At 64.1% G+C, this 15,179-nt stretch carries 18 protein-coding genes and 1 tRNA gene; 11 read left to right on the top strand and 8 right to left on the bottom strand.

Annotation, left to right across the window (positions count from 1 at the left end; genetic code table 11):
• Position 1: 1 nt before the first annotated feature.
• The 3 genes from B8784_RS14095 to B8784_RS14085 are packed head-to-tail and all read left to right on the top strand — an operon-like array spanning position 2 to position 2,756.
• The gene (locus B8784_RS14095; RefSeq protein WP_233356151.1) at positions 2-700 is read left to right on the top strand and encodes an ABC transporter ATP-binding protein; all 699 of its coding nucleotides are present in this window, start codon (positions 2-4) and stop codon (positions 698-700) included.
• Complete coding sequence (locus B8784_RS14090; protein WP_084398581.1) at positions 697-1,962, top strand: ABC transporter permease; 1,266 nt, start codon at positions 697-699, stop codon at positions 1,960-1,962. Before B8784_RS14095 ends, B8784_RS14090 begins: the two co-directional genes overlap by 4 nt.
• Before the next feature lie 59 nt (positions 1,963-2,021).
• Positions 2,022-2,756 (top strand): DUF3299 domain-containing protein, encoded by a 735-nt coding sequence (locus tag B8784_RS14085; RefSeq protein WP_084398580.1) that lies wholly within the window; start codon positions 2,022-2,024, stop codon positions 2,754-2,756.
• A gap of 114 nt (positions 2,757-2,870) precedes the next feature.
• Here B8784_RS14085 and mscL read toward each other — a convergent pair whose 3' ends face one another.
• From mscL to cmk, 4 genes are all read right to left on the bottom strand, one after another.
• Positions 2,871-3,290 carry a large conductance mechanosensitive channel protein MscL gene (mscL, locus tag B8784_RS14080; protein WP_084398579.1) on the bottom strand — a complete coding sequence of 140 codons (420 nt, stop codon included), beginning with the start codon at positions 3,288-3,290 and terminating at the stop codon, positions 2,871-2,873.
• A 98-nt stretch (positions 3,291-3,388) separates the two neighbouring features.
• Positions 3,389-3,688, bottom strand: a complete 300-nt coding sequence (locus B8784_RS14075; RefSeq protein WP_084398578.1) for an integration host factor subunit beta — start codon at positions 3,686-3,688, stop codon at positions 3,389-3,391.
• Between the two features lie 104 nt (positions 3,689-3,792).
• Positions 3,793-5,727, bottom strand: a complete 1,935-nt coding sequence (rpsA, locus tag B8784_RS14070) for a 30S ribosomal protein S1 (RefSeq protein WP_233356150.1) — start codon at positions 5,725-5,727, stop codon at positions 3,793-3,795.
• Between the two features lie 137 nt (positions 5,728-5,864).
• The gene (gene cmk / locus B8784_RS14065; RefSeq protein ID WP_084398577.1) at positions 5,865-6,497 is read right to left on the bottom strand and encodes a (d)CMP kinase; all 633 of its coding nucleotides are present in this window, start codon (positions 6,495-6,497) and stop codon (positions 5,865-5,867) included.
• Between the two features lie 113 nt (positions 6,498-6,610).
• Between cmk and B8784_RS14060 the strand changes: the two genes are divergently transcribed.
• Positions 6,611-7,678: a PLP-dependent cysteine synthase family protein gene (locus B8784_RS14060; RefSeq protein ID WP_084398576.1), complete on the top strand. Its 1,068-nt coding sequence runs from the start codon at positions 6,611-6,613 to the stop codon at positions 7,676-7,678.
• On the opposite strand, the gene B8784_RS14055 is transcribed toward B8784_RS14060, so the two are convergent.
• Both B8784_RS14055 and aroA read right to left on the bottom strand, forming a co-directional pair.
• The gene (locus B8784_RS14055; RefSeq protein ID WP_084398575.1) at positions 7,675-8,181 is read right to left on the bottom strand and encodes a macro domain-containing protein; all 507 of its coding nucleotides are present in this window, start codon (positions 8,179-8,181) and stop codon (positions 7,675-7,677) included. The two genes, B8784_RS14060 and B8784_RS14055, sit on opposite strands and share 4 nt — an antisense overlap.
• Before the next feature lie 58 nt (positions 8,182-8,239).
• A complete protein-coding gene (gene aroA / locus B8784_RS14050) occupies positions 8,240-9,562 on the bottom strand; it encodes a 3-phosphoshikimate 1-carboxyvinyltransferase (RefSeq protein WP_084398574.1) in 1,323 nt (440 codons plus the stop codon).
• A 104-nt stretch (positions 9,563-9,666) separates the two neighbouring features.
• Between aroA and B8784_RS14045 the strand changes: the two genes are divergently transcribed.
• Together B8784_RS14045 and B8784_RS14040 are read left to right on the top strand one after the other, a co-directional pair.
• Positions 9,667-10,284 carry a TIGR02300 family protein gene (locus B8784_RS14045; protein ID WP_084398573.1) on the top strand — a complete coding sequence of 206 codons (618 nt, stop codon included), beginning with the start codon at positions 9,667-9,669 and terminating at the stop codon, positions 10,282-10,284.
• Between the two features lie 56 nt (positions 10,285-10,340).
• A tRNA-Ala gene (locus tag B8784_RS14040) sits at positions 10,341-10,416 on the top strand.
• Here the strand turns inward: B8784_RS14040 and B8784_RS21355 are convergent.
• A complete protein-coding gene (locus tag B8784_RS21355) occupies positions 10,387-10,716 on the bottom strand; it encodes a hypothetical protein (RefSeq protein WP_143435497.1) in 330 nt (109 codons plus the stop codon). The genes B8784_RS14040 and B8784_RS21355 overlap by 30 nt on opposite strands.
• A 43-nt stretch (positions 10,717-10,759) precedes the next feature.
• Between B8784_RS21355 and B8784_RS14035 the strand changes: the two genes are divergently transcribed.
• Together B8784_RS14035 and B8784_RS14030 are read left to right on the top strand one after the other, a co-directional pair.
• The gene (locus B8784_RS14035) at positions 10,760-11,434 is read left to right on the top strand and encodes an FAD-binding oxidoreductase (RefSeq protein WP_084398572.1); all 675 of its coding nucleotides are present in this window, start codon (positions 10,760-10,762) and stop codon (positions 11,432-11,434) included.
• Positions 11,435-11,643: 209 nt separating this feature from the next.
• A complete protein-coding gene (locus B8784_RS14030) occupies positions 11,644-11,889 on the top strand; it encodes a DUF1150 family protein (protein WP_158085689.1) in 246 nt (81 codons plus the stop codon).
• A gap of 67 nt (positions 11,890-11,956) precedes the next feature.
• On the opposite strand, the gene B8784_RS14025 is transcribed toward B8784_RS14030, so the two are convergent.
• A complete protein-coding gene (locus B8784_RS14025) occupies positions 11,957-12,943 on the bottom strand; it encodes a 2-hydroxyacid dehydrogenase (protein ID WP_084398570.1) in 987 nt (328 codons plus the stop codon).
• A 113-nt stretch (positions 12,944-13,056) separates the two neighbouring features.
• Between B8784_RS14025 and B8784_RS14020 the strand changes: the two genes are divergently transcribed.
• From B8784_RS14020 to B8784_RS14010, 3 genes are all read left to right on the top strand, one after another.
• Complete coding sequence (locus tag B8784_RS14020) at positions 13,057-13,572, top strand: SH3 domain-containing protein (RefSeq protein WP_084398569.1); 516 nt, start codon at positions 13,057-13,059, stop codon at positions 13,570-13,572.
• A 102-nt stretch (positions 13,573-13,674) separates the two neighbouring features.
• A complete protein-coding gene (gene fabA / locus B8784_RS14015; protein ID WP_084398568.1) occupies positions 13,675-14,229 on the top strand; it encodes a bifunctional 3-hydroxydecanoyl-ACP dehydratase/trans-2-decenoyl-ACP isomerase in 555 nt (184 codons plus the stop codon).
• Positions 14,230-14,363: 134 nt separating this feature from the next.
• Positions 14,364-15,179, top strand: a complete 816-nt coding sequence (locus B8784_RS14010) for an enoyl-ACP reductase FabI (protein ID WP_084398567.1) — start codon at positions 14,364-14,366, stop codon at positions 15,177-15,179.

Raw genomic sequence — 15,179 nt, 5'->3', positions numbered from 1 at the left:
CGTGAGCACCGAACCGGCCATCCGGATCAGGGACCTTCGCTTTGCCTGGGGCGAGGGTCCGCCCCTGCTCGAGATTCCGGCCTTCGATCTGGCCGTGCGCGAACGCCTCTTCCTGCGCGGGCCGAGCGGGTCGGGCAAGTCGACCCTGCTTGGGCTGATCGCCGGCGTGCTCGAGCCGCAGGCCGGTCGTGTCGAAGTGCTGGGCGAGGACATGTCGGGGCTCTCGGGCTCGAAGCGCGACGCGCTGCGCGCCGACCGGCTGGGCGTGATCTTCCAGATGTTCAACCTCGTGCCCTATCTCTCCGTGGTGCAGAATGTGACGCTGCCCTGCCGCTTTTCGAAAGCGCGCCGCGAGGCCGTCGAGGGCGGACCAGTGGCGGAGGCCAGGCGCCTGCTCGCCAGGCTGGGGCTGACGGATGAAAAACTGCTCGCCCGGCCCGTCACCGAGCTTTCGGTTGGCCAGCAGCAGCGTGTGGCCGTCGCCCGCGCCCTGATCGGGGGGCCGAAGATTGTGATTGCCGACGAGCCGACCTCCGCACTCGATGCCGATGCGCGCGACCGGTTCATCGAACTCTTGAATGAAGAGGCCGCCCGCTCCGGCGCAGCGCTGCTCTTTGTGAGCCATGACGCCTCGCTCGCTTCGCATTTCGACCGCAGTGTCGACCTCTCCGAGATCAACCGGACGAGGGCGGTGGCATGACGGGTATTCTCGGTCTCGCCTGGCGCAGCCTGATGAACCGCAAGGGCTCGGCGCTCCTGACCGTGCTCGCCGTCGCGCTGTCGGTCGCGCTCTTCCTCGGCGTCGACAAGGCCCGTCACGGGGCGCGCGCCGGGTTCGACAACACGATTTCCGGCACCGATCTCATCGTCGGCGCGCCGACCGGGCAGATCAACCTGCTGCTCTATTCGGTCTTCCGGCTCGGCAATGCGACCGCCGAGATCAGCTGGGAGACCTATCAGGAGGTCGTCAATCGCGATGATATCGCCTGGACCATCCCGGTCTCGCTCGGCGACAATCATCGCGGCTACCGCGTCATGGGCACCGACGAGACCTATTTCGAGCGTTACCGCTATGGCGATGGCAAGGCGCTGAAACTGGCCGAAGGCGAGCGGTTCGACGATGTCTTCGATGCGGTGATCGGATCGGAGGTCGCCCGCAAGCTCGGCTATGGTGTCGGTACGGAACTGGTGCTGACCCATGGGCTCGGCGCGGGCGGGCTCAGCGATCATGAGAACCGGCCCTTCATCATCTCCGGCGTGCTCGCGCCGACCGGCACGCCGGTGGACCAGACCATCCATATCCCGCTTGAAGGCATGACGGCGATCCATGTCGGCTGGGAAACCGGCACGAAGAACCCCTATGCCGACACGATCACCGAAGAGATGATCCGCGATTTCGACCTGACGCCGAAATCGATCACGGCGATCTTTGTCGGGCTGGAGCGGCGCGGCACCATCCTGTCGACCCAGCGCGCGCTGAACACCCGCGCCGGCGAGCCACTTATGGCGATCATTCCCGGCCAGGCGCTGGCCGAGCTCTGGCAGGTGACCGGCGTGGTCGAGCGCGCCCTGATCGCTGTCTCGGTCTTCGTGATCGCGGTCGGCCTCGTCTCGGTTCTGACCAGCATCCTCACAAGCCTGAACGAACGCCGCCGCGAAATGTCGATCCTGCGCGCGACCGGGGCGCGGCCCGGCCATATCCTGTTCCTGATGGTGGCCGAGGCCGGCCTGCTCGGGCTCGCCGGGGCGGTGCTCGGTGTGCTCGTCGTGCAGGCAGGGCTGCTCGGTCTCGGCCCTGTGCTGGCCGAGCGCTATGGCGTGCAGTTGCAGGGGCTTGGCTTGTCGCCGGTCGACCTGTGGACTGTGCTGGGCGTGACGGCGGCGGCCCTCCTCATCGGCCTTATCCCGGCGGTGACGGCTTTGCGCCGCTCGCTCGCCGACGGGCTGACAGTGAAGCTCTGAGGGCCCGGATATGTTGTTGAGTGTGGAACCCTTGCCAGGACAGTTCTAGAAAGAGTGCCATGATCCTACGTCTTCTTGCCGCCAGCGCCCTTGCCGGGCTTGCCCTGTCCGCCTGCAGCCAGGGCGAGACGCCCCCGGCCAGCGATGCGGCCGCCGAAACGGACAACAGCGCCCAGCCGACCAAGGCCCCGGCGCCGGCCGAAAATACGGATGGCCCGCAGGTCGGTGACCGCGTGCCGGAGCCGGATACAAGCGGCGATGACCGCTCTGTCGCCGAACAGGCGGCCGCCGAAAAAGCGAAGTCCGAGGAACTGGCCGCGCGCGGCGTCACCGAGATCGGCTGGGAAGAGCTGATGCCGGAAGGCGAGGAAGAGCGCTTTGCCGAGCTTTATCAGCAGCAGATGGCCAGGGCTTATTCCAAGGGTATCAGCGAAGGCTCAAGCGCCGACACGGCCGTCCAGATTGGCACCTTCAATACCGTCGACGAGATCATGGGCCAGGCGGCCGATGGCATGAAGATCCGCCTGCCGGGCTACACCGTGCCGTTCGAATACGGCAAGAATGCCGAGATCAACGAATTCCTGCTCGTGCCTTATTATGGCGCCTGCCTGCACGCCCCGCCGCCGCCGCCGAACCAGACCGTTTTTGTGAAGACCGAAGACGCGATCCAGCTGAAGGACCTTTCGCAGGCTGTCTGGATCGAGGGCACGCTGCGCGTCCAGAAACAGACTTCCGATCTCGCCGATGCGGCCTATACGATCGAGATGACGGGCTGGGAAATCTACGAATATTAAGGGTTTGGCGGGGCCGGGCGCCCGGCATAAAGAAGGGCGCCGCCAGTCAGGCACCGCCCTTCAGAACGCCACTAACTCTACTGAGCGAGCTTGTCGCGCAGATTGGTTAAGAGATTACGACTGCTTGGCGAGCAGGTTGCGGATCTCTTCCAGCAGAACTTCCTGGCGCGGCGGCGCCGGCGCTTCGGCGGGGGCTTCGTCCTGTTTGCGCTTCAGGCTGTTGACGCCCTTCACCACGAAGAAGAGCGCGAGCGCCATGATGACGAAGGAAATCACATTGTTGATGAACAGGCCGTAGGCGATCACCGGGGCGCCGGCCTCATTGGCCGCGGCGAGCGAGCCATAGGTGTTGCCGTCGAGCGGCAGGATCAGGTCCGCAAAGTCGACGCCGCCGAGCAGCAGGCCGAGCGGGGGCATCATGATGTCGTTGACGAGCGATTTGACGATGGTTGAAAACGCCCCGCCGAGGATGAAACCGACGGCCAGGTCGACCAGGTTTCCCTTCATCGCGAATTCTTTGAATTCCTTGAACATTTCTTCCCTCCCTGAAAGGGGCCCGGTCAGGATTTGACCGCAAGGGGAAGCATTCGCGTGTTCCGCGAGATCGTCAATATGGAAGGGGAGGGTCGCGCCTAGCGGGCTTCCGGGTCGGTGCCGCCATTGACGCGGGCGCGCAACTCCTTGCCCGGCCGGAAGAAGGGCACGGTCTTCGCCTCCACATGCACCTTCTCGCCGGTGCGAGGATTGCGTCCGACGCGCGGTTTTCGTTCGCGTACGGAGAAGGCGCCGAAGCCGCGAAGCTCGACCCTGTTTCCCTCCGCGAGGGCGTCGGCAATTTCGTCCAGAATAACAGCCACAATCTTCTCAAGATCCTCGTGCTTGAGATGGCTGTATTCGGCCGCGAGCTTTGCGATGAGTTCTGACCTGAGCATGACTTTGTTTGTAAACGAAATTTGGGGCGGAAACCAGTGGTTCCGCCCCAAACACTGTCTTGCTTTTTTGTCATGTTGCAGTGGAAGCACTGCTCAGACAGGATTTACTCGGCGTCGTCGTCCTTCTTGGCCTTCGCCTTGGAGGTCGATTTCTTGGCCGTGGCCTTCTTGGCCGGAGCCTTCTTCGGCTTCTCTTCAGCGTCGGCGGCATCCGCCTCGGCTTCGGCTTCATCGGCTTCGCCGGCCTCGACCTCGTCAGACTTGGTCTCGGCTTCGTCAGCCGTTTCCGTCGTCTTGCTGGAGGCCTTCTTGGCCTTCGCGGTCGGAGCGTCATCCTCTGCAGCTTCGCCGGCATCGTCGCCCTTGGCGAGCGCTGCGCCGAGAATGTCACCCAGCGAGGCGCCGCTGTCGGCCGAACCGTACTGCTTCACGGCTTCCTGCTCTTCGGAGATCTCGAGCGCCTTGATCGAGACAGACACGCGGCGGGCCGCCTTGTCGATCTGCGTCACCTTGGCGTCGAGCTTGTCGCCGACGGAGAAGCGTTCCGGACGCTGCTCCGAGCGGTCGCGCGAGAGATCCGAACGGCGGATGAAGGCCGTCATCGGCGGTTCGCCGAACTGGACCTCGATGCCACCGGAGGTGACTTCGCTGACCGTACAGGTCACCGTGGAGCCGCGGCGGACATCCATGTCGGACATCGGGTCGCCGGACAGTTGCTTGATGCCGAGCGAAATACGCTCTTTCTCGACATCCACATCCAGCACCTTGGCACGGACGACGTCACCCTTGTTGAAGTTGGCGATCGCTTGCTCGCCCGGCACATCCCACGAAATGTCGTTGATGTGGACCATGCCGTCGAGTTCCGGGCCGAGACCGATGAACAGGCCGAATTCCGTGATGCCACGAACTTCGCCTTCGACTTCGGTACCGGGCGGGTGCTCTGCCATGAAGGCCGACCACGGATTGTCCTGGGTCTGCTTCAGGCCGAGCGAGATGCGGCGCTTCTCGGCGTCGACATCGAGAACCTCGACCATGACTTCCTGAGACGTGGAGACGATCTTGCCCGGATGGACATTCTTCTTCGTCCAGCTCATTTCGGAGACGTGGATCAGGCCTTCGACGCCATCTTCCAGCTCCACGAAAGCACCATAATCGGTGATGTTCGTGACGGTGCCCGGAAGGCGCGTGCCGACCATGTACTTGCTCTCGACGCCTTCCCACGGATCGGCTTCGAGTTGCTTCATGCCGAGCGAGATGCGCTGGGTGTCGGTGTTGATCTTGATGATCTGGACTTTCACCGTGTCGCCGACGTTGACGACCTGGCTCGGATGGTTGATCCGCTTCCAGCTCATGTCGGTGACGTGCAGAAGGCCGTCGATGCCGCCGAGGTCCACAAAGGCCCCGTAATCGGTGATGTTCTTCACGACGCCCTCGCGGACATCGCCTTCGTTCATCGCTTCGACGATTTCGGCACGCTGTTCGGCGCGGCTCTCTTCAAGGATCGCACGGCGCGAGACAACGATGTTGCCGCGGGCACGGTCGAGCTTCAGGATCGCGAACGGCTGAACTTCGCCCATGAGCGGGCCGACGTCGCGGACCGGGCGGATGTCGACTTGCGAGCCCGGCAGGAAGGCGTTGACGCCGCCGAGATCGACGGTGAAGCCACCCTTCACGCGGCCGGAAATGGCGCCCTTGACCGGTTCGCCCTTATTGTAGCTGTCTTCCAGCTTGATCCAGCTCTCTTCGCGGCGCGCCTTGTCGCGCGAGAGAACGGCTTCGCCCATCAGGTTCTCGATGCGGTCGAGGAAGACCTCGACAATATCGCCGACCTTGGGCTGTTCGTCCTCGAGGAGGAATTCCTTCGTGGGCACGCGGCCCTCGACCTTCAGGCCGACATCGAGGATGAGTTGGTCACCGTGGATGGCAATGACGGTCGCGGGGACCACACGGCCCTCCTGCAGCGTCGATGCCGCGGTGCTTTCTTCGAACATCGCGGCAAAATCGTCGGTGCTCGGATTCATGGTTTCAGTTGCAGACATGTTTTCTCCAAAGGTCTGATCAACGCGGTTCAGGGCGCCCAAGCGGAATTGCCGGCGCGTACACGCAGTCAGTCTTTTCTCGGAAATGGGCGGAGGCGAGGTCTTTGGATTTGAAGCCGCCGGGGCTTCAGGACCTGCTACTCCTGACGGGCCAGCACTGTCTCGACAGCGGCCCGCGCCTTTTCCACAGCCGCGTCTATAGTCAGATCAGTGGTGTCGATCAAGACCGCGTCTGCCGCCATCTTCATCGGCGCATCCTTGCGGGTGCTGTCGCGCTGGTCGCGCTCGCGCAGCTGGGTCGTCAGTTCGTCCAGCGTGATGGTCTCGCCGGCGGCCTGAAGCTCGCGGTGGCGGCGCGCGGCGCGGACCTCGACATCGGCATCGATCCAGAGCTTCACATCGGCGTCGGGGCAGACCACGGTGCCGATGTCGCGGCCATCGAGCAGGGCGCCTGTCGCCTGGTGGGCAAAGGCGCGCTGCAGCTCCAGCAGGGCAGCGCGCACCTCGGGGATCGCGGCCACCTTCGAGGCGGCCGATCCGGCTTCGGCGGTGCGCAGCCGGGACTCTTCAAAGGCGTTCACATCGAGATGGGCGGCGACGTCTGCGAGGCCGGCGGCATCATCCAGCGCCACGCCCTTGTTGAGCGCGGCAACACCCGTGGCGCGGTAGAGCCGGCCCGTATCCATGTATGGCAGCCCGAAATGAGCGGCCAGACGCCGGGCAATCGTGCCCTTGCCCGAGGCAAGCGTTCCATCGATGGCAATAATCATGGCGGGGAGACATGCGCGAACCGTCTGAAAGCGTCAACTACGCCTTGCCAAGCCATGACAGTCGCTGCCATCAAACGCCTCGGTACGGGCAGAAAAGACGAAGGGAGACCGGCATGCAGGACCTCTGTGCAGATCGCCAATGGGGCTGCGAGGCGGTGCGCCGTATCAATGCGGATTTCAACCGCTCGGCCGACACCCACCTGATCCGCGTCGACCTCGAAGGCTTTCCCGAGCAGACGCTCTATCTCAAGGACGAGTCGATCCACCCGTCCGGCAGCCTGAAGCACCGGCTGGCCCGCTCGCTCTATCTCTATGGCCTCTGCAATGGGCGGATCGGGGCCGATACGGTCATCGTCGAAAGCTCGTCGGGCTCCACGGCGGTCTCGGAAGCCTATTTCGCCAAGCTGCTCGGTCTGCGCTTCATCGCCGTCGTGCCGGAGGGGACCGCGCAGAAGAAGCTCGACCAGATCAGTTTCTATGGCGCCGAGACGCGCGCCGTGCCAGCCCCGGACATCTATGCCGAGGCCGAACGCATCGCCGATGAGCTTGGCGGGCATTATATGGACCAGTTCACCTATGCCGAACGCGCGACCGACTGGCGCGGCAACAACAATATCGCCGAGAGCCTGTTCGCCCAGCTTGCCCTGGAGGAGCATGCGCTGCCCGACTGGGTGGTGATGAGCGCCGGCACCGGCGGCACGTCGGCCACCATCGGGCGCTATATCCGCTATCGCGGGGACCTGGCGGCCAGGACCCGGCTCTGTGTCGCCGACCCGGAAAACTCGGTCTTCTATGACCACTATCGCACCGGCGACCCGGACCTGCGCATCAAGACAAAGTCCCGCATCGAGGGGATTGGCCGCCCGCGTGTCGAGGCCTCTTTCCAGCCGCGCGTGATCGACCACATGATGCAGGTGCCCGATGCCGCCTCGCTGGCGACGATCCACTGGCTGGAAGGCGTGCTGGGCCGCAAGTGCGGCGGCTCGACCGGCACAAATGTCTGGGCGGCGCTACAGCTGATGGCCGAGATGCGCGACGCGGGCGAGGCGGGCAGTGTCGCGACCCTGCTCTGCGACGGCGGGGAGCGTTATCTCGACACCTATTACAACCCCGACTGGCTGGCGCGCGAGGGGCTCGACCTTGCGCCCTATCTCAAGACGCTGGAAGAGCTTGCCGGCTAGGGCTGGTGGAGCGCGCCCTTGATGGCGGTCGCATTCTGCGCGTCGAAGGCCGCCAGCGTGATCTCGATGTCGGCGCGGGCGGCATAGTCCCGGCAGGTGGTCACCGCCACGCCGGCGGCTTCGTTCAGCGGGTAGCCATAAGCGCCCGTCGAGATGGCCGGGAAGACGATGGAGGAGAGCTCCCGGCGCAGGAGCTCATCGAGGCAGTGCGTATAGCAGGCCTTCAGTAGTTCGGCCTCGCCCTGGTCGCCGCCGCGCCAGACCGGGCCGACCGTATGGAAGATCAGCCGGTCGCGGATGCCGAACCCGTCGGTCACGCGCACCTCGCCGGTCGGGCAGGGCGCGAGCGGGCGGCAGGCCTCCTTCAGCTCCGGCCCGGCCGCGCTGTGGATCGCGCCATCGACACCGCCGCCGCCCATCAGAGAGCTGTTGGCGGCGTTGACCACGGCGTCGCATGCCACGTCGAGCAGGTCGCCTTCATAAAGCTGGATCGTGCCTTTCATTGCGCGGGCCTCCCTTTGTCTGGTTCATCAGCCAACGCGCGGGGCCGCGAACAGTGCCTCAGCCTTCGCGGATATCCGCGCCCAGCTCGGCCATATGGGCCATGAAGTCTGGGTACGAGGTGGCGATCATGCCCGGATCGTCGATGGACACCGGCTTCTGGCTGGCCGTGCCCATGACGAGCGCGCTCATCGCGATGCGGTGGTCGTGATGGGTCTCGACCAGGCCGCCGCCCGGCGGCGGGCCGCCACAGCCCTGCACGACGAAACCGTCCGCGCGCTCTTCCACCTCGACGCCGTTGACCCGCAGCATGGCGACGACTGCGGCGATGCGGTCGCTTTCCTTCACGCGCAGCTCCTCGGCGCCGGAGACGACCGTTTCGCCTTCGGCAAAGGCGGCGAGCACGGCCAGGATAGGGAATTCGTCGATCATGGAGGCGACCAGCGTTTCCGGAATGGCGCAGCCTTTCAGCCCGGTGGTGGCAGCCTGCAGGTCGATGAGGCGCTCGCCGGCGGCGTCCCTGATCTCTTCCGCGCCAAGCCCGGCGCCCATCAGGCTCGCGGCCTGGAAGAAGCCGTCGCGCGTCTCGTTCGACATGATGCCCTCGACCACGACCCCGCCCGAAGGCGAGATCAGCGCCCCGGCAATCATGAAGGCCGCCGAGGACGGGTCGCCCGGAATGACGGTGTCGACGGCGCTCAGATGCTGGCCGCCCTCGATACGGATGACCTGCTGCGTGCCCGGTCCGGGCCGCGAGGAGACGGTGACCCCGAAGCCGCGCAGCATCTTTTCGGTATGGTCGCGCGTCGGGCGCGATTCCGTCACCTGCGTGGTGCCTTCGGCATTGAGCCCGGCGAGCAGCACGCAGGATTTGACCTGGGCGGAGGCCTGTTCGGGCGCGAAGTCGATGGCCTGCAGCGCCTCGGAGCCATGCAGGGTCAGCGGCAGCATGCCCCGCCCGTCATGTTCGAAGCGCGCGCCCATCCGCTCCAGCGGTTTGATCACGCGGTTCATCGGGCGTTTCGACAGGCTCTCATCGCCGACAAGGTGCGCCGTGATCGGATAGCCGGCCATCAGACCCATCATAAGCCGCGAGCCGGTGCCGGAATTGCCGAAGTCGAGATCGCCGGATGGCGAGGCCAGTCCGGCCCTGCCGGTACCTTCGATGGTCCAGCGTCCGCCGCCTTTCGATTGCAGCGTCGCGCCCATGGCGCCCATGGCTTTCGCGGTGTTGAGAACATCCTCGCCTTCGAGCAGGCCGGAAATATCCGAGGTGCCTTCGGCAATGCCGGCAAACATCAGGGCACGGTGCGAACACGATTTGTCGCCGGGCGCCCGTATGGCGCCCTGAAAGCGGGCAACAGGGTGGGAGGTCCAGACCAATTACATCTCCTCTGCACAAGCGGGCGAAAAGCGCTTTGACAGGGACGCGCCTTTCTGGCAAGCGCCCCCCCATCATTTCATTCGAGGTGCGGAGACCTTCACCGATGGCCGATCCCGATCTTGGTACAAAACAGATTTGCCCAAGCTGCGAAGCCAAGTTCTACGACCTGAACAAGCGCCCAGCCGTTTGCCCGAAATGCAAGACGGAATTCGATCCGGAAGACGACGAAATCCGCTCGGCAAGCGCGAAGCTCAAGGCGAAGCGCGCGAAAAGTTCGGTTCCCAAGGACGACGAGGAAGACGACCTCGAGGAAGAGCAGACCAAGCGCAAGAAGAAGAAGGCGGCCGCCGCTGACGCCGATGACTCCGATGAGGAGGACGACAGCGACGATACCGAGGACGATGACGAGGAGGAGGACGAAACCTCCCGCGAACTCGGCTCCGACGCCGATGAAGTCGTCCTTGAAGGCGGCGACGACGAGGACGATGAAGAAGCCGCTCCGGGCAAGGTGCCGGCGGGCTTCAACGAGGACGGCCTCGACGATGACGACGACGATGATGAAGACGACATCGACCTCGATGACGAGGAAGAGGATTTCGATCTCGAGGAAGACGATATCGACCTCGGCGAGGATGATCTCGACCTCGACGACGAGGACGATGATGACGACGATGACACCGGCGAAGAAGACGACGGTGAGGACGACGACAAGAAGTCCTGATAAATGGACTTGATCAGGAGGCCGTGAGACTATAACTCACGCGTCTCCGGTGAATTGGGGCCTTAGCTCAGCTGGGAGAGCGCCTGCATGGCATGCAGGAGGTCAGCGGTTCGATCCCGCTAGGCTCCACCATTCATTTCCGGTTTTCCGGTTTGCTTCGCAAAATTTTTGATCCAGTGAATCAAAAACAGGAAATGAATGCCCCGGCAGGGGCTTCCCGAAAATCAGGATGAAATGCCCCGCCAGGGGACTTTTTTTGTTCAGATCCCCGCTTCCTCGCGTTTCGCGATGGATCGCGCTCAGGGCTGTTTTGGGTTTTGTTTCCGTTTCGCGGGTTTGCCGCTCACCTGAAACGGGCTCAGGGCTGCTCCTCTCAATACCCGCCATAGAATAAATCAGGCCTGTTCGGGCCCGGCCGGCCGGAACAGCCATTCGGCAGCCCGCGTTTCTCCCTCCGTAATCAATGGAGAGACAAATGCCCCATACGCTGACGCTTCAGTCGATCGAGACTGTGACCCATGACGTGAACCGCTACAGGTTCGACAAGCCGTCGGGCCTTGCCTACACGCCGGGGCAGGCTTTCGATATCGGGCTCGACCGCGATGGCTGGCGCGATGACAAGCACCCCTTCACGCCGACCAGCCTGCCTGACGAAGGCTTTCTGGAATTCACCATCAAGACCTATGTCGAGCATGACGGGCTCACCAAGCGCCTGGCCGATCTCAAGCCCGGCGACACGGTGCTGGCCGACGAGCCGTGGGGCGCCATTCACGACCAGGGGCCGGGCTGGTTCATCGCCGGCGGCGCCGGGGTGACGCCCTTCATCGCCATCCTGCGCCAGCGGCTCGCCCGCGAAGGCACGCTGGAAGGGTCCGAGCTGATCTTCTCCAACAAGACCGAGGATGACATCATCCTGCGTGACGCCTTCGAGAAGATGCCGGGCCTCAGCACATACTTCACGGTGACCGACCAGAAGGATGCCAGCGTGCACACCGGCCAGATCGACCGCGACCTGCTCGCCGCCCGCATCACGCCCGGCAAGGGCAAGTGCTATGTCTGCGGGCCGGATGCGATGCTGGACGATATTTCCGGGGCGCTTCTGGATATCGGCGTGCCGGAATCCGATATCATTACCGAGGAGTTCGACTGACAGGCACCAGTCTGAACAGCTATTCATCCCCGCTCTTCCAGGGCCCCAAATGCCTTGGTCTTGCCATGGATCTGGCTTGAACCGGGCCTGTTCAGACACCAAATATAGTCATGACACGATGCCCGGCGGCAAAAGAGGAGCTGCCGCCAAGTTGGGGCTTCTGCCGGGTACGATGTCGTGGTCCTGTCTTTGAAAGGAAGGAGCATGCCATGACGACAGACCTTGAAACCCAAGCTGTGAAGCTGTTTTCGGCAAAGGATCTGGTGTACATCCGCCGGATCGCGGAAAACGAGCTCGCCGACCTGCCCGATGAAGCGCTGCAGACGGTCGAAGACCGTGACTCGCTCTTCGTGCTCTCGAACGGCGAAGGTCAGCAGCTGGCGATTGTCGAGGGCCGCGACGCTGCCTTTGCAGCCGCCCGCGCTCACGAAATGAAGCCCGTCAGCGTGCACTAGACACTGCGACGCGAAGCGCTGCTTTCGAAACGAAAAGCCCGGCAGAGATGCCGGGCTTTTTCTTTGCCTACAGAATGGCCGGGATGACCCGGTCCGGCGGCTTGTGGCCGTCGGCGAAGGTCTTGATGTTGATGATGACCTTTTCGCCCATCTCGATACGGCCCTCGATCGTGGCCGAGCCCATATGCGGCAGCAGCAGGACGTTCGACAGGCCGACCAGCTCCGGGTTCACCATCGGCTCGCGTTCGAAGACGTCGAGGCCGGCGCCGGCAATCTTGCCGGCCTTCAGCGCGCGGGCGAGCGCGGCTTCGTCGATCACCTCGCCGCGGGCGGTGTTCACAATGAAGGCTTCGGGCTTGATCAGCTCGATGCGCCGGGCATTGAGCAGGTGGAAGGTTGCGGGGGTGTGCGGGCAGTTGACCGAGATGATGTCCATGCGCGCCAGCATCTGGTCGAGGCTTTCCCAGTAGGTCGCCTGCAGCTCGTCGCTGATCTGGCGGTTTACCGGCTTGCGGTTGTGATAATGGATCTGCAGCCCGAAGGCGCGCGCGCGGCGGGCGACGGCCTGGCCGATGCGGCCCATGCCGATAATGCCGAGGCGCTTGCCCGAGAGGCGCCGGCCGAGCATCCAGGTCGGTGCCCAGCCATCGAACTTGCCGGCTTCCATCAGCTTGATGCCTTCATGCAGGCGGCGCGGTACAGCCAGGATCAGCGCCATGGTCACATCGGCGGTGTCGTCGGTCAGCACGCCCGGCGTGTTGGTGACGGTAATGCCGCGCTGGACGGCGCTCTCGATATCGAGATTGTCGACCCCGGCCCCGAACTGGGCGATGTGGCGCAGTTGCGGGCCGGCCTGGGCCAGCAGGCGCGCATCGATGCTGTCCGTCACGGTCGGCACGAGGACGTCAGCGCGCTTCACCGCGTCGATCATCTGTGCGTCCGAGAAGGGGACATCGGTTTCATTCAGTTCCGTGTCGAACAGTTCCTTCAGACGGATTTCGACAGGGTCCGGCAGACGCCGGGTCACGATCACCTTCAGCCGCTCTGCGGTCATTGACGTTTCCTTTCCTGCCATTTCGCATAGCAGAGCATTCCCGGATCGCCAATCCGCGAGACGATGCAGGTGCGCTTTACCGGCGATTCACCCGCTCGCGCCATCATGGCGTCATGAAGTTTCTTGTCTGCTCGCTTTTATGGGCTTGCCTTATCCTGACTGGCTCTGCCTTTGCAACCGCAGAGGCCGATCCCGAGCCTGTGCGCATCAGCCAGTTCTCCGGCAAACCGGTGCCGCGTTTCGAGTCGCTGCGCTATTCGGCGGTGCATGGCCGGCGCGGTCCGTCCAAGGATCATGAGATCGTCTGGCGCTATGAGCGTCAGGGCATGCCGGTCCTGGTCGTCAAGGAGACGCGCGGCTGGTCGCAGATCCGCGATGCCGATGGCGACGAGACCTGGGTACAGACCCGCATGCTGAGTGATTCGCGCCATGCGCTGCTGCTCACCAAAGCCGTCCTGCGCAAGCGCCCGAACGAGCTGTCGCGCGGCATCGCCTCGGTCCAGGCCGGCGTCGTCGCCGAGCTGACCGAATGCGAGGAGGCCTGGTGCCGCATCAAGGCTGACCGCTTCAAGGGCTGGGTCGAGCAGGCCGATCTCTGGGGTGTTGAAACGCGCACCGACGGGCTTTAGCCGTCGTCCCTGCAAGGCAGCTGCCCGCCCTGTTTGCTTGACAATCCGGCTTCGGGCAGGCTCATGCCCAGTTTTCCGACGAATCTAACGTCAGGGTTGGATATGAGTTCACCGCACGATTACCACACGCCAAAGTCCTCCTACAGCAAGGAAGACCTCCTCGTTTCAGGCCACGGCCAGCTGTTCGGCCCGGGCAATGCGCAGTTGCCGGTTCCGCCCATGCTGATGATGGACCGGATCACCGAGATCACGCTGGACGGCGGCGAATTCGGCAAGGGCAGCGTCATCGGCGAACTCGACATCACCCCCGACCTCTGGTTCTTCCAGTGCCACTTCCCCGGCGACCCGGTCATGCCCGGTTGCCTCGGCCTCGATGCGATGTGGCAGGCGGTCGGCTACTGGCTCGGCTGGTCCGGCTCGCCCGGCAAGGGCCGCGCGCTCGGCGTCGGCGAGGTGAAGTTCACCGGCGAGATCACGCCTGACAACAAGCTCGTGCGTTATGTCATCGACATGAAGCGCGTGCGCCGCGGCAAGCTCAATCTCGGCATCGCGGACGGCCGCGTCTATGTCGATGACGAGCATGTCTACACCGCGCTCGACATGAAGGTCGGTCTGAAGAACGTGCTGGAAGGCGAGACCGGCATTCCGGGCCGCTGAGGCAGGCTCCGCCGCCAACAGATCAACGCCGCCGTTTCCGTCGCTGCAGGCGCCAAGCGTGGTTGACGGCGCGCGCGGGCACGCCTAGCCCGAAAGGCTGAGAAACCATATTCACCATCAGGGAGTGAGCGATCATGGCCGACGACTGGAACATGCCGGCAGGCGAGCTGATGAAGGGCAAGCGCGGCATCGTCATGGGCGTTGCCAACCAGAATTCGATTGCCTGGGGCATCTCGAAACAGCTGGCCGCGCAGGGCGCGGAAATCGCCTTCACCTATCAGGGCGAAAGCTTGGAACGCCGGGTGCGCCCGCTGGTCGAGTCCATCGGCATGGACTTCATGGTCCCCGCCGACGTCACCGACGATGCCAGCATGGATGCCGCCTTCGCCGCGGTGAAGGAGAAGTGGGGCAAGATCGACTTCCTCGTCCACTCCATCGCCTTTGCCGGCAAGGACGAGCTGCAGGGCTCCATGGTCGAGAACACGACGCGCGAAGGCTTCCGCCGCGCGATGGATATCTCGGTTTTTTCCTTCATCGACGCCGCCCGCCGCGGCGCCGAACTGATGCCGGATGGCGGGTCGATCATCTGCATGACCTATCTCGGTGCCGAACGCACCGTTCCGTCCTATAACGTCATGGGCGTCGCCAAGGCCGCGCTCGAAGCCTCGACGCGCTATGCCGCGCGCGACCTCGGCCAGCAGGGCATCCGCGTCAACGCCATCTCGGCGGGCGCCATGCGCACGCTCTCCCTCGCTGGCATCCGGGGCGGCAAGTCGCTGATGGGCACCGGGCGCGACTGGTCGCTGCTCAAGGAAGACACCAAGATGGAAGGCGTCGCCGGCGCTGCGCTCTACCTGCTGTCCGATCTCGGCCAGTCCATCGCCGGGGAAGTCATGCACGTCGATGCCGGCTTCCACGTGGTCGGCGTACCCGACCTGCCGGAGGACTGA

This window comes from Henriciella aquimarina (assembly GCF_002088975.1).
In the GTDB taxonomy this organism is placed as follows: Bacteria; Pseudomonadota; Alphaproteobacteria; order Caulobacterales; family Hyphomonadaceae; genus Henriciella; species Henriciella aquimarina.
The sequence above is the reverse complement of the archived record's forward strand: the minus strand, read 5'-3'. Positions and strand labels throughout refer to the sequence as shown.